Consider the following 13,494-nt stretch of genomic DNA (forward strand, 5'->3'; position numbering starts at 1 on the left):
TCGAAGTCGAAGCAACCGCCGGTCAACCGACGACTTCGCCTGTGTCCTTCTTGATCGGCTTGACCAGGTCCTCGCGCTTGACGCCCAGCCACATCGCGAGGGCGGCGGCCACGAACACCGACGAATAGATGCCGAACCAGATGCCTATCGTCAACGCGAGCGCGAAGTAGTGCAGGGAAGGGCCGCCGAAGAGCAGCATCGCGATGACCATCATCTGGGTCGAGCCGTGGGTGATGATGGTGCGCGAGATGGTGGCCGTGATGGCGCTATCGATGACTTCCCGGACCGAGGCCTTGCGCTGCTTGCGGAAGTTCTCCCGGATACGGTCCATGATGACCACGGATTCGTTCACCGAATAGCCCAGCACCGCCAGCACCGCCGCCAGCACCGGCAGCGAGAACTCCCATTGGAAGAACGCAAAGAAGCCCAGGATGATGATCACGTCGTGCAGGTTGGCGATCACGCCTGCGACGGCGAACTTCCACTCGAAGCGGAAGGCCAGGTAGATCATGATGCCGATCACCACGAACAGCAGCGCCAGCAGGCCATCGTGCGCCAGTTCCCGGCCGATCTGCGGGCCGACGTACTCGACGCGGCGCAATTCGACGTTGGGATCGGAAGCCTTCAGTGCCTCGATGACCTCGTTGCTCTGCTGGGTCGAGGTCTTCCCTTCGATGTTGGGCAGGCGGATCATCACGTCGCGCGAGGTCCCGAAATTCTGGACCTGGAAGTCGCTATACCCCTTCTGGGCAATGGTGCTGCGCACCGTGTCCAGTTCCACCGCCTGGGGGTAGGCCACTTCCATGACCGTGCCGCCGGTGAACTCGATCGACAGGTGGAAGCCCTTGGTGGCGATGAAGAACACCGCCGCAAGAAAGGTGACCAGGCTGATGATGTTCAGCACCAGCGCGTGGCGCATGAACGGGATGGTCTTGTGGATGCGGAAGAATTCCATGTTGCTCAGACCCCTTTGGGTTTCCAGACCTGACCGATCGATATCTTGGTCAGCTTCTTGCGGCGGCCATACCAGAGGTTGGCCAGCGCGCGGGCGACGACCACGGCGGAGAACATCGAGGTCAGGATGCCTATCGTGTGCACGATGGCAAAGCCGCGTACCGGACCCGAACCGAAGGCCAGCAGCGCCACCGCGGCGATCAGCGTGGTCACGTTGGAATCGAGGATGGTGCCCCAGGCCCGCTCGAAGCCCAGGTGTATGGCCTGCTGCGGCGATGCGCCGTTACGCAGTTCCTCGCGTATCCGTTCGTTGATCAGCACGTTGGCGTCGATCGCCATGCCCAGCGTCAGCGCGATGGCGGCAATGCCCGGCAGCGTCAGCGTGGCCTGCAGCATGGACAGCAGCGCGATCAGCAGCAGCAGGTTGACCGCCAGCGCGATGACGGAGAACACGCCGAACAGCCCGTAGTACAGGATGATGAAGACCGCGATGGCGGCAAAGCCGTAGACCACCGAGTGGAAGCCCTTCTGGATGTTGTCCGCGCCCAGGCTGGGGCCGATGGTGCGTTCCTCGATGATCTCCATCGGCGCGGCCAGCGAGCCCGCCCGCAGCAGCAGGGCGGTATCGTTGGCCTCGACCGTGGTCATGCTGCCGGAAATCTGGACGCGGCCGCCGCTGATCTCGGTACGGATGACCGGCGCGGTGACGACTTCGCCCTTGCCTTTCTCGAACAGCAGGATGGCCATGCGCTTGCCCACGTTGTCGCGGGTGACGTCGCGGAAGATGCGCGCGCCCTTGGAATCCAGCGTCAGGTGCACGGCGGGCTGCTGGGTCTGGCCGTCGAAGCCGGCCTGCGCGTCCTGCAGGTTCTCGCCGGTCAGGATGACCTGGCGGCGCACCAGCACCGGCCGCCCGTCGCGGTCGGTATAGCGTTCCAGCCCGAAGGGCACGGTGCCGCTGGCCAGCGCGCTCGTCGCTTCGGGCGAGTCGTCGACCAGGCGTACCTCCAGCGTGGCGGTGCGGCCCAGGATGTCCTTGGCCTTGGCGACGTCCTGCACGCCCGGGAGCTGCACCACGATGCGGTCGGCGCCTTGCTGCTGGATCACCGGCTCGGCCACGCCCAGTTCATTGATCCGGTTGTGCAGGGTCGTGATGTTCTGGCGCAGGGCGTTGTCCTGGGCGGTCTTGATGGCCTGCGGGCTCAGGGCGCCCACAAGCTTGAACTCGTCCCCGGCGTCCTGGTCGGTCAGCTGCAGGTCGGGCAGGCCGTCGCGCAGCACGTCGCGCGCCGCGTCGCGCGTGGCGGCGTCGCGGAACTTGACTTCGATCGTCTGGCCCACGCGGTCGATGCCGTTGTGGCGGATGTTCTTGTCGCGCAACAGCGTCCGCACGTCGCCGGTCATGGCGTCGTAGCGCTTGGTCAGCGCGCCGCTCATGTCCACTTGCAGCAGGAAGTGCACGCCGCCGCGCAGGTCCAGGCCCAGGTACATGGGCAGCGCGTGCAGCGAACGCAGCCAGGCGGGCGAGGCCGACAGCAGGTTCAGCGCCACCACATAGCTGGGATCCGAGGGATCGGGGTTGAGGCTCTTTTCAAGCAGGTCCCGGGCGCGCAGCTGCTGGTCCGTGGAGGCCAGGCGCACGCGCACCGTGCCGACCGGGCCGTTCTGCTCGAAGTACATCCCGGTATGGGAAATGCCGGCAGCCTGCAGAGTCTGCGCCACGCGCTCGGTCATCGAGTTATCGACCTTGACGGTCGCCTTCGCGCTCGAGACCTGGACGGCGGGGGATTCGCCGAAGAAGTTCGGCAAGGTGTAGATGAAGCCTATCAAGACCGCCACGGCGATCATGATGTACTTCCAGAGAGGATAGCGATTCATCGGTAATCAAACCTCGGAAGGCTGGCGCACCGCGCCGGCGCCCGCTGGGGGCCATGCTGCAGAATGCGAAAAAGGGGCCGGCGCGCAGCGCCCGCCCCCGGCAGAGCCTCCATGCCGCCAGGGCGGCATGGACGCGTATGCCTGGCTTACAGAGCCTTGATGGTGCCCTTGGGCAGAACGGTCTGGACCGCGGTCTTCTGGACCAGGACTTCCACGGGCTTGTCGCCTTCGCGGGCGATTTCCATCGAGATATAGGTTTCGCTGACCTGCGAGACCTTGCCGAGGATGCCGCCTGCCGTGACGACTTCATCGCCCTTGGCCAGCGCGGCAACCATGTTCTTGTGTTCCTTCTGGCGCTTCATCTGAGGACGGATCATCAGGAAATAGAGGATCACGAACATCAGGATGATGGGCAGCATGCCCATCAGGGCGCCTTCACCGCCGGCCGCAGGAGCTTGCGCCAGGACGTTGGCGAGCGCGTTGGATGTCAGCATTTCTTCTCCAGAATCAATGACTTGCGTCGAAAATAACTCGAAATTGTAGCCCAGCGCCGACAGGCCGGCCCGGGCCTGCATTTAGGGATAACCCATATCGCGCGCGGGCAGGGCGGCCCTAGACGCCGCGGGCCCGCTGGGCGGCGAAATCGTCGCGCCAGGCGGCAAACCGGCCGGCGGCGATGGCATCGCGCATTTCCTGCATCAGGTGCAGGTAATAGTAGAGATTGTGAATGGTGTTGAGCCGTGCTCCCAGGATTTCGTTCGATCTGAACAGGTGGTGCAGATATGCCCGCGAAAAGTTTCGACACGTATAGCAGCCGCAGGTTTCATCCAGCGGGCGGGTGTCGTCGCGATAGCGGGCATTGCGGATCTTGACGTCGCCGAAGCGGGTAAAGAGCCAGCCGTTGCGGGCATTGCGCGTCGGCATCACGCAGTCGAACATGTCCACCCCGTTCGCCACGCCATCGACCAGGTCTTCCGGGGTGCCCACCCCCATCAGGTAGCGCGGGGCATCCTGGGGCAGGCGGGGCGCGACGTGGGCCAGGATGCGCAGCATGTCTTCCTTGGGTTCCCCCACCGACAGGCCGCCAATCGCATAGCCGTGGAAACCGATATCCGCCAGCCCGGCCAGGGATTCGTCGCGCAGCGACTCGTACATCCCGCCCTGCACGATGCCGAACAAGGCGTTCGGGTTCTCCAGCGCGTCGAAGGCATTGCGCGAGCGGCGCGCCCAGCGCAGCGACATCCGCATCGACGTGGCGGCCTCGTCCAGCGAAGCCGGGCGGCCGTCGATCGCGTAGGGCGTGCATTCGTCGAACACCATCGCGATATCCGAATTCAGGCTGCGCTGGATGCGCATCGACTCCTCGGGCGTCAACATCAGCCGCGTCCCGTCGATGGGCGAAGCGAAGCGCACCCCTTCCTCGGTAATCTTGCGCAGACCCTCCAGGCTGAACACCTGGAAGCCCCCCGAGTCCGTCAGGATGGGCTTGTGCCACTGCATGAAGCCATGCAGCCCGCCGTGGGCCTCCATGATGTCCGTGCCCGGCCGCAGCCAGAGGTGGAAGGTATTGCCCAGCACGATCTGCGCCCCGATCTCCTCCAGCTCGTACGGCGCCATGGCCTTGACCGTGCCATAGGTGCCCACCGGCATGAAGATCGGCGTCTCGACCACGCCGTGGTTCAGCGTCATGCGCCCGCGGCGCGCCAGGCCTTCCGTGGCCAGCAGTTCGAATTTGAGTCCGTTCATCGTTCTATAAACATCGCATCGCCGTAGCTGAAGAAGCGGTAGCGCTCGGCCACCGCATGCGCATAGGCACGGCGGATGGGCTCCATGCCCGCGAACGCCGAGATCAGCATCATCAGCGTCGACTTGGGCAGGTGGAAATTGGTGATCAAGGCATCGACCACCTGGAAGGCAAAGCCCGGCGTGATGAACAGCCGGGTGTCCCCGCGCGTTTCGCGCAACGGCAAATGCGCGGCCGCGGCCGACTCCAGCGCCCGCACGCTGGTCGTGCCCACGGCGATGACCCGCCCGCCCGCGGCCCGGGCCTGGGCAATGGCATCGGCGGTTGCTTGGGGGAGGGTATAGAGCTCGCTATGCATCACGTGCTCGGACAGTTTGTCCACCCGTACCGGCAGGAAGGTGCCCGCGCCCACATGTAGCGTGACAAAGGCCGTGCGTATGCCCTGCGCCTTCAGCGTCTCAAGCATGGCCTCGTCGAAATGCAGCCCGGCCGTAGGCGCCGCGACCGCGCCCGGCTCGCGCGCATAGACCGTCTGGTAGCGCGTATCGTCGCCGGCGTCCGGCGTGTGCGTGATATAGGGAGGCAGCGGCGTCTGGCCGTACTGCGCCAGCAGTTCCAGTACCGGGGCCGGAAAGCGCAGGTCGAACAGGTCGTCCTCCCGGCCCAGCATCGTGACATCGAAAGCGCCGGCCAGCCGCATCACCGCGCCCGGCTTGGGCGACTTGCTGGCACGCAGGTGCACGAGCGCGCGGTCGGGCTCCACAATGCGCTCGACCAGCACCTCCACCTTGCCGCCGCTGCGCTTTTCGCCAAACAGGCGCGCCTTGATCACCCGCGTATCGTTGAACACCAGCAGGTCGTTCGGGCGCAGCAGCGTGGGCAGATCGGCAAAGCCGCGGTCATGCAGCCCGCCCTGGGCATCCAGGTGCAGCAGGCGGCTGGCGGTGCGGTGAGCGGCAGGCGTCTGCGCGATCAGCTCGGGCGGCAGGTGATAGTCAAAATCGTCGAGAGTCAGCTCGGACACGGCGTAAGGGCTTGAAAAAACTGGGAAAACCAGCCATGATAACCCGCCGCGGCCGGGGCCCCATGCGGAGCGAGTCCGCTGGCCCCTGAGGAGGCGAGCCCGCCCGCGCGATATGCACGGGCGGCCTGCCGCCTGCCTTAGTCCTGCCGGCTGGTGACTTCCACCAGGTGATAGCCAAACTGCGTCTTGACCGGGCCTTGCACCACGTTGACCGGGGCGCTGAACACCACCTTGTCGAACTCCGGCACCATCTGGCCAGGGCCGAAGGTGCCCAGCTCGCCGCCCGACGCACGGGAAGGGCAGCTCGAGTGTTGGCGTGCCACCTCGGCGAAATCGGCGCCGCCTTCGATCGCGGCTTTCAATTCATTGCACTGGGCTTCGGTGGAGACGAGGATGTGACGGGCGCTTGCATGAGCCATGGCATGCTCCTTATTGAGGGAAGGACAGAGTACCGCAATTTATGGGTATAATTTAGGGCTTCCCTTCCTTCCGGCTGATCGAGCCGGAACCCGCCCGGGTGGTGAAATTGGTAGACGCAGGGGACTCAAAATCCCCCGCCGCAAGGCGTGCCGGTTCGATTCCGGCCCCGGGCACCAGAACAGAAAAAGCCGCTACTGCAATGCAGGGCGGCTTTTTGTTTGGCCTTCCAAGTTTGCTAGGCAGGCATCCAGAACCAAACGCGCCGCGAACAAGCACAAAAGTGCAACTCCCCGCGGAGCGGTCTATCATCCATTCGGGCAACCTCACCCGGGAAAGGCAGGAAATGGAACAAGTCATTCAGCGCCTGCGCCAGTTCCGCGACGAGCGAAACTGGCAGCAATTCCACAATCCCAAAGATCTGGCCCTGGCGCTCAGCATTGAGGCCAGCGAACTGCTGGAGGTGTTTCTATGGAAGACCCCTGAAGCTGCCGACCCCGAAAAGGTGAAGGAAGAGCTGGCCGATGTCTTGGCTTACGCGCTGCTGCTGTCTGACGCGTACAACTTCGACATAAAGAAGATTGTCCTGGAGAAGATCGAAAGGAACGAACAGAAGTACCCTGTACACAAGGCAAAGGGAACCGCAAAAAAATACAACGAGCTATGACCCAGCCGCAGCTTGTCGAAGTGAACCGTTACCGGTTCTCCGTAGAGACCCTGACGGAAATCGAGACCAACGCATACGCAGCGAACAACTGGCCGCTTGTCTATATTCTCAGCGATGGGAAGACACGATGCGCCTACGTCGGCGAGACTACCGACACGATCGCTCGGCTGGGTACGCATCTCAAACACCCCCAAAAACGATCACTGACGACGGTACACCTCGTCAGCAGCGAACGCTTCAACAAGTCGGCGACGCTCGACATCGAGTCCTCCCTCATAAAGTACATGTCTGCCGACGGCCGTTTCAGGATGTTGAACGGCAACCTCGGCCTGAGCGATCACAACTACTACCAGAGGGATGAACTCTATTCCAAGATATTTCGAGAGACCTGGGACAGACTGCTCGAGCACGGGATCGCCCAAAGATCCATCGAGGCCATCGACAATTCGGATGTTTTCAAATACTCGCCGTACAAATCGCTGTCGGCTGATCAGCAACAAGGCCTGATCGAAATAATGCGGTCTTTGGTCGACCCCGGGCTGAAAAATATCGTGGTGCAAGGCGGGGCTGGAACCGGCAAGTCGGTGTTGGCGATATTCCTTTTCAAGCTCATGCATTCCGACCTTGATGAACTGGATCTGCGTGAGTTCTCCGAAGAAGAAAAGGAGTTGCGGGAGCTTCTGCGGCAACTTAAGCAGCGCCTCCCACACCCGCGCATGGCCTTGGTGGTGCCAATGAACTCGTTTCGTAGCACGTTGAAGAAGGCCTTTCGTAATGTTGCAGGCTTGCGCTCCGATATGGTCATCAGCCCTTCGGAACTGACGCAGCGACACTACGACATCGTCTTGGTGGACGAGTCACACCGCTTGCGCAAACGCGTCAACCTGGGAGCGTATTACGGTGCTTTCGACAAGGCTTGTGCCGCTCTTGGCTTGGACAAAAATACGTGCAGCGAGGTGGACTGGGTCACCCGCCAATCAGATAAGGCCGTTTTCTTCTACGATCCGGACCAGAGCATCAAGCCATCTGATGCCAACGCATCAGACTTCGACAACATCAAGTCTTCGCCGGCCAGCAAGGTCATGACGCTGGTTTCGCAGTTCCGGGTCCGCGCGGGGCGGCACTATGTGCAGTTTGTTGATGATCTGCTGAACATGCGACTGCCCGCGGGTGAGAAATTCAGCTCAAGAAAGTACGAATTTCTCGTCTTTGACGAACTGTCCGACATGGTTAAGGAGATTGAACACAGGAATCGTAGCTATGGCTTGGCACGTCTGGTGGCCGGCTATTCATGGCGCTGGATTTCCCAAGACGCCCCCGACCTATACGACATCGAGATCGGTGACATCCGGCTGCGCTGGAACCGCACGAATATCGATTGGATCAACACAAAGGGTGCCGAGGGCGAAGTAGGGTGCATCCATACCACCCAGGGCTATGACCTGAACTACACCGGGGTAATCTTCGGCCGCGAAATTCGCTATGACGAAACGCTGGATCAGATCGTCATCGACAGTGTCAATTACCATGACCGAATGGGAAAGCAGGCGATCAAAGACCCGAATGAACTTAAACAATACATACTGAATATTTACCGAACCATCATGCTGCGAGGCATACGCGGCACGTTCGTCTACGCATGCGACGACAATTTGCGACGTTACCTGAAGCGGCACGTGGAAAGCTATAAGTCCAATGTCATCGCGCTTCCCGACCCTGCGAAACCGCTGGAACCCTATGTCAATGCGGTTCCGCTCTATGACTTGCGGGCCGCTGCCGGTGGCTTCAGCGAGCTTCAGCACGTCCAACATGAAAAATGGGTGCCCGTACCTGACGGCATGCCGGTAGGGAAGAATATTTTTGCCTGCCATGTGGTAGGCGAATCCATGAATAAGATCATCCCAGATGGGGCCATCTGCCTGTTTCGCTTGAACCCGGGAGGCAGCCGGAATGGGAAAATCGTATTGGTGGAATGCGCCGACTCCCAGGACGGCGATGGCGGTTCGCGGTACACGGTCAAGGAGTATCAAAGCTTCAAATCGCACACCGAAGACGGTACCGAAAATCTGCAGATTCTATTGAAACCTCGGTCAACCAATCCGGCGCTGGCCGCAATTGAACTCCGCAAGGGAGACGACGAACACCGCTATCGGGTGGTAGGCGAGTTCTTGGGCGTGATCGGTTAATTGGTCGATTTGCTGATGCGGCCGAATGGTCAAGCGGATCTTGTATTGACCCAGTGAAATCCTGCTCACGTCATAATCAAGGAAACGACGTTGAGCACGAAGATGGAAGAAGACATCAAACGCTGGACAGCCAAGCGCAAGAGTGCGCTGGTGCTGGACATCATTCAGGGCAAGACCACCGTGGCTGAGGCAAGCCGCCAGTACGATCTGTCGCCGTCGGAGGTCGAACAGTGGGTCGATGACGGCAAGCGGGGTATGGAGAACGCCCTGCGCGCGAATCCGCAGGACGTGCGCGAACAGTACGAACGCCAGCTCAAGGACCTGCAAGAGGCCTATGGTGAGGCGATGCTGGAGTTGCGCGCCAGAAAAAAATTGCAGTCCCTGCTGGGCGAGGACGAGAAGTGATCGAGACGATCCGCCAGGGACTGCAAGCCGACGGTATCACCGTCTCGATCGCCAAGTTGTGCCGCTGGTTCGGTGTGCCGCGCCGTACGGTGTACTACAAGCCGGTGAAGTCCGCGCCCAAGGTCGATCCCAAGTTCGCCGTGCCGATCAAGGCGATGATCGAGGAATCGCCGTCGTTTGGGTACCGGACGGTGGCGCACCTGCTGGGGTTCAACAAGAACACCGTGCAGCGCGTGTTCCAGTTGATGGGCTGGCAGGTTCGCAAGCGGCCGATCGGGTTCAGGCCTCGCATCCAGGCTCTGCCATCGGTAGCGACGATGCCCAATGAACGCTGGTCTACGGACCTGTGTCGCGTGTGGGCCGGACGGGACGGCTGGGCAACGCTGGCGCTGGTGATCGACTGCCACACACGTGAGTTGCTTGGCTGGCACCTGTCGCGAAGTGGTAGGGCCTGCACGGCGGGTGCTGCTCTGGAACACGCTCTGATCGCTCGCTTCGGAACGCTGGGGCGCGTGCCGATGCCGTTTCTGCTGCGCTCGGACAACGGCTTGGTTTTTACCTCTCGCAGCTACACCGCCCTTGTGCGCAGCTACGGCTTACGCCAGGAGTTCATCACGCCGCACTGCCCTCAGCAGAACGGCATGATCGAACGGGTGATCCGCACGCTTAAGGAACATGCGTGCACCGGCATCGCTTCGAGACCATCCAACACGCCAGCCGCGTGATCGGCGACTGGATACGCTTTTACAACGGCCGACGCCCGCACCAGGCGCTTGGCATGAAGACCCCGGCTGAGGCATTTGCATTAGCCGCTTAACCTGAGCAGGTTCTGCTGGGTCATTACACTGGTGCGGGCGTCGGTGGCTGAGGCATTCGCTTTAGCTGCTTAATGGGAGCAAAGTTCTGCTGGAATCATTACAGGGAATCCATCTAAGACGTATAACCAGGCGAAAGATAGCTGCAGCGGAGTTTCATTGTCATACACCTACACCCAACCGAGTATTGCAAATACCGTCATCATGACGGCACCAGCAAAATCTCGCCTCAATTGATGTGCACGTTTCAGCAAGCTGAACCTCCGCCTCCAACTTGGCTTGGGCGCTGCGAGACTAGTAGCAAAGGCATCTGGGTTAGGTGAAAGGCGACTAACTACGCCCGATATCAGAGACATCTGCTCACGTAACCAGCCACTTCGGACCAACATCAGACGCTTCTTTACGCCAGCAAAGGAGCCCCTTGACCCTATAACGTTCGATCCGTGTTGTCGATACATCACCAGTACAGCGTTCATGATGACCCAGTGCAAGCCTGCTCCCCTCACCAGCGCATACATAAGCCAGTCATGATAAGTGACATGCGTCAAATCCACGTCAGGGGCTACTTTCCAAAACAACTCGCAAGCCCTTCTACTCATGAGGTAGGTGCATCCCTGACCTGCTGACTGAGAGTAATAATCATACCTTTTCACAGGAAAGCTGTTAACTATATGCTTAATGGCGCCATCCGGCCAAAATGCGGCTACATCACAAGAAACTCCGTCGGCCCCTTCCTTTGTCATGCATTCATATTGCTGAATAAGCTTTCTAGGCAGCCATATATCATCCTGATCAGCAAATGCCAGTGCGTCGAATTCAAAGCCTTCTGCAGCTTTCAGCAGTCGAAAGAAATTCTGACCAGCAGCGCCAAATTTACCAACAAAAGGGAGGATCTTTATTCTAGGGTCTACTTCGGCATGAGCATTTAGGATTTCAACACTTGTGTCAGAGGACGCATCATCACTCACTAGAATTGTTAGGTCGACGCCAATCTGGCATCGGATACTGACCAACATTTCCTCTAACCAATTAGCCCCATTATGCGTCGCCAACAAGACCAATATTTTTGGAGTCGCCCCCGTCGGCATAGAAATCATGATCATACCTTAGCGCACCGAAATATGAAGATCATTCATCCCTCTGCCTTCCAATATTAAAGGTTTACCCGATACGCTTACCCTTTGACCAAACCGCCTGTTTGCAGAAAACGCGCTATTCTTAAGCGTAAATTCCTTGGATTCTGACTCCACTGCCGCTAACGTATAGCTTCCGCCGGACGTACTTTGTCCCTGGTGTTCTTCATCGCCAGCTATTACAACAAAGGGCTGCGAGGCTCGAATATCTATTTTCAGCGGCCTATCGACAAGCGATCGAACCTCAACTTGCTCTCGACCGTCTTCACGATCCCACCGGACAATTTCCGCTACCCCGTTAACAGACTGAACAGACGTCTTAACTAGAGCCTCCGCCGCTCCGACAGATGACGAGATACCCCTTGTTGCTTGCGATTTAAAGCCTGCACCTTGCTTTGCCTTTGATCCAACCGCCTTCAAAACGGCTGCTTCTTGCCCTAAAATTGGGCTTTGTGTGAGCGCACTGCTATAAAAGACTTGAGCAAAGCGGTCTGGATAGAAAACCGGGACCACCCATTCACCCGCTGAGTTTTCTACTACACCGCTGGCCCCTCGCCAACTACCAGAGAGGCCGTAATCCGGGAGACTCTCCGTTAAAAAACTACGTGCGTCCGAACTTTGGACTGGATACCAAACTCCGGCGACTTTGGGCTTGTATTTTAACCAAGCCAAATTGGCACGAGCGGCCTTCGCAAACGTCCCGAGCCACTCCAATTGACGTGGATCATTACTCAGGTCAAACGTCGTCCACTGCGAGTCGCCACTACTGGATTTCAAGTTGAGCCCAAAAACAAAAATTCCCTTTGCTCCTAAAGCTAACAAGGCATTAAAGTGTTGGTACATATCCCCACGGCTCCTGTAGCCAACATAATCTCCGTTCCACGCGTCGCGATTATGTTCGGTCACTAGCAACCATGTTGGACGAACACTTTGAAGCGCCTCAACGTAAGTGGCAGCGCCGTTGAATCGGGCTAATTTCTTTCCGGAACCATAGCTCTCCATCCCCAGACCGTCGAGCCCCCGCGACTCTTCCCGACTAATCCAGATCCTAGTCGCCTCGTGATGTCGTTTAGCTATGATGGGCACGTCCACCACCTGTCTTAACCGTTGCATCGCCGTTTGGGCAAGAGTTTGAAGATTCTCATCAATGGCTTCAGACATATCAAGCCACACCCTGGACCTCCGCATATCAACTCTCACAATGCGCGTTTCACCGTCGATAAGTGCAGAGCCCCATTCTTCTTCTGCAGTGGCCGCCGCCTCCACAGTGATTGGAATCAGTTTCGCAGCAGATTCAAAAGACGAAAGCTGATCTCCGCTAACTCCCCATGCTTTGTTCAGTGCTTCGAGGGTGCTATACCGCTGCGAGAGCCAACTTGAAAAAAACTTTCTCCACTCGCTCGACTTCGGCAGAAAATTAGCTGGTCTACGGTACTCATTTCCAAATGGGTCCAGAAAGAATCTAAACCCGGGCCCCAAGCGGAGATCTTGGACCCAGTTAATCAATGTGGCGTCATTCGGATCGATCCATCGACCGCTTCGGATTTCAGGCAAAAATTTCACCCTCGCTCCGCCGGAAGGCACATTTTTTAGGTCGACTACAAGTTTACGCTTTCCATCAGGCCTTACCTCCCCCGAATCGATCAGCTCACCATTGGACCGAGAAAAGACGAAATATCGGACAGAGGACGCGGATGTCAGCCGAATACTGCCGGGCAATGTGACAACAACCCTACCGGGATTTTTTATATTGGTCGCGAGAGCCTTCGAATTTATGTAATATCCTTCAGTTACGGTAGTAAAGGTGTGAGCGGGCTGGATTCCATACTTAATCCCGAGTCTCTCGAACTCGTCAATCAGTCTCTGCGTACTCTCCGGTGACGCTCCTTTATTCATAACATGAAGATAAAGGTCTTCTACGCCCGCTGCCTTGATTTGCTGAAGACTGCGTCTGTCCTGCTCAAACGTCGCTACCGTAGGGCGCGTCAACCACGCAGATGTAAACATTCCGCCAAATGGCACATACGGTCTGCCATCCCACTCCATCACATGATCTGCGGTTACACTCCAGTCGTGAGCTCGTCCCTCCGCGTCCTTGTAAGTTCCCGCCTCCGCTTCCATTGACCACGCCAGCAGAAGTGTTGCGGCCATCAGTAAAAAAACAACGCACTCACGAACTAAGTCGATTACGTTGGTGATAGGCGTGCGACTCATCCTATCTACTCCTAAAGGTGGGACAAATGTATTCCAGTCTACAACCCCGCCCCTAGT

At 58.8% G+C, this 13,494-nt stretch carries 13 protein-coding genes and 1 tRNA gene; 6 read left to right on the forward strand and 8 right to left on the reverse strand.

What is annotated here, in order from left to right; all coding sequences use genetic code 11:
• Positions 1–22: 22 nt before the first annotated feature.
• The 6 genes from secF to QHC78_RS13890 form a co-directional block, all read right to left on the reverse strand.
• Positions 23–955: a protein translocase subunit SecF gene (secF, locus tag QHC78_RS13865; protein WP_319745468.1), complete on the reverse strand. Its 933-nt coding sequence runs from the start codon at positions 953–955 to the stop codon at positions 23–25.
• Positions 956–960: 5 nt separating this feature from the next.
• On the reverse strand, positions 961–2,832 hold the full coding sequence (gene secD / locus QHC78_RS13870) for a protein translocase subunit SecD (protein ID WP_319745470.1): 1,872 nt from the start codon (positions 2,830–2,832) through the stop codon (positions 961–963).
• A gap of 146 nt (positions 2,833–2,978) precedes the next feature.
• Positions 2,979–3,326, reverse strand: a complete 348-nt coding sequence (gene yajC, locus QHC78_RS13875; RefSeq protein WP_319745472.1) for a preprotein translocase subunit YajC — start codon at positions 3,324–3,326, stop codon at positions 2,979–2,981.
• 118 nt (positions 3,327–3,444) lie between these two features.
• Positions 3,445–4,578 carry a tRNA guanosine(34) transglycosylase Tgt gene (tgt, locus tag QHC78_RS13880; protein ID WP_319745474.1) on the reverse strand — a complete coding sequence of 378 codons (1,134 nt, stop codon included), beginning with the start codon at positions 4,576–4,578 and terminating at the stop codon, positions 3,445–3,447.
• On the reverse strand, positions 4,575–5,600 hold the full coding sequence (queA, locus tag QHC78_RS13885) for a tRNA preQ1(34) S-adenosylmethionine ribosyltransferase-isomerase QueA (RefSeq protein ID WP_319745476.1): 1,026 nt from the start codon (positions 5,598–5,600) through the stop codon (positions 4,575–4,577). Before queA ends, tgt begins: the two co-directional genes overlap by 4 nt.
• 137 nt (positions 5,601–5,737) lie before the next feature.
• Entirely contained in the window at positions 5,738–6,058 is a 321-nt protein-coding gene (locus QHC78_RS13890) for a peptidylprolyl isomerase (protein WP_319745634.1), read from the reverse strand.
• 53 nt (positions 6,059–6,111) lie between these two features.
• Between QHC78_RS13890 and QHC78_RS13895 the strand changes: the two genes are divergently transcribed.
• The 6 genes from QHC78_RS13895 to QHC78_RS13920 all read left to right on the forward strand — a co-directional run bounded on the left by QHC78_RS13895 (position 6,112) and on the right by QHC78_RS13920 (position 10,092).
• Positions 6,112–6,196: transfer RNA gene (locus tag QHC78_RS13895), tRNA-Leu, on the forward strand.
• A gap of 23 nt (positions 6,197–6,219) precedes the next feature.
• A complete protein-coding gene (locus tag QHC78_RS13900) occupies positions 6,220–6,684 on the forward strand; it encodes a nucleotide pyrophosphohydrolase (RefSeq protein WP_319745477.1) in 465 nt (154 codons plus the stop codon).
• Entirely contained in the window at positions 6,681–8,870 is a 2,190-nt protein-coding gene (locus QHC78_RS13905) for a DNA/RNA helicase domain-containing protein (protein ID WP_319745479.1), read from the forward strand. Before QHC78_RS13900 ends, QHC78_RS13905 begins: the two co-directional genes overlap by 4 nt.
• 90 nt (positions 8,871–8,960) lie before the next feature.
• The gene (locus QHC78_RS13910) at positions 8,961–9,275 is read left to right on the forward strand and encodes a DUF1153 domain-containing protein (RefSeq protein ID WP_032955731.1); all 315 of its coding nucleotides are present in this window, start codon (positions 8,961–8,963) and stop codon (positions 9,273–9,275) included.
• Positions 9,272–10,000 (forward strand): DDE-type integrase/transposase/recombinase, encoded by a 729-nt coding sequence (locus tag QHC78_RS13915; RefSeq protein WP_319745496.1) that lies wholly within the window; start codon positions 9,272–9,274, stop codon positions 9,998–10,000. The genes QHC78_RS13910 and QHC78_RS13915 overlap by 4 nt, the downstream gene beginning before the upstream one ends.
• Positions 9,997–10,092, forward strand: coding sequence for an integrase core domain-containing protein (locus QHC78_RS13920; protein ID WP_319743341.1), 96 nt, complete (start codon positions 9,997–9,999; stop codon positions 10,090–10,092). Before QHC78_RS13915 ends, QHC78_RS13920 begins: the two co-directional genes overlap by 4 nt.
• Before the next feature lie 168 nt (positions 10,093–10,260).
• On the opposite strand, the gene QHC78_RS13925 is transcribed toward QHC78_RS13920, so the two are convergent.
• Complete coding sequence (locus QHC78_RS13925; RefSeq protein WP_319745498.1) at positions 10,261–11,193, reverse strand: glycosyltransferase; 933 nt, start codon at positions 11,191–11,193, stop codon at positions 10,261–10,263.
• Between the two features lie 3 nt (positions 11,194–11,196).
• The gene (locus QHC78_RS13930) at positions 11,197–13,437 is read right to left on the reverse strand and encodes a hypothetical protein (protein WP_319745500.1); all 2,241 of its coding nucleotides are present in this window, start codon (positions 13,435–13,437) and stop codon (positions 11,197–11,199) included.
• Between the last annotated feature and the right edge of the window lie 57 nt (positions 13,438–13,494).

It is taken from the genome of Pigmentiphaga sp., from assembly GCF_033795525.1.
In the GTDB taxonomy this organism is placed as follows: domain Bacteria; phylum Pseudomonadota; class Gammaproteobacteria; order Burkholderiales; family Burkholderiaceae_B; genus Pigmentiphaga.

Excerpts from the sequence above, each read along its gene's own strand:
- yajC (WP_319745472.1), bottom strand. The coding sequence starts at position 3,326 with ATGCTGACATCCAACGCGCTCGCCAACGTCCTGGCGCAAGCTCCTGCG.
- secD (WP_319745470.1), bottom strand. The coding sequence starts at position 2,832 with ATGAATCGCTATCCTCTCTGGAAGTACATCATGATCGCCGTGGCGGTC.
- secF (WP_319745468.1), bottom strand. The coding sequence starts at position 955 with ATGGAATTCTTCCGCATCCACAAGACCATCCCGTTCATGCGCCACGCG.
- QHC78_RS13930 (WP_319745500.1), bottom strand. The coding sequence starts at position 13,437 with ATGAGTCGCACGCCTATCACCAACGTAATCGACTTAGTTCGTGAGTGC.
- QHC78_RS13905 (WP_319745479.1), top strand. The coding sequence starts at position 6,681 with ATGACCCAGCCGCAGCTTGTCGAAGTGAACCGTTACCGGTTCTCCGTA.
- QHC78_RS13900 (WP_319745477.1), top strand. The coding sequence starts at position 6,220 with ATGCAGGGCGGCTTTTTGTTTGGCCTTCCAAGTTTGCTAGGCAGGCAT.
- tgt (WP_319745474.1), bottom strand. The coding sequence starts at position 4,578 with ATGAACGGACTCAAATTCGAACTGCTGGCCACGGAAGGCCTGGCGCGC.
- QHC78_RS13925 (WP_319745498.1), bottom strand. The coding sequence starts at position 11,193 with ATGATCATGATTTCTATGCCGACGGGGGCGACTCCAAAAATATTGGTC.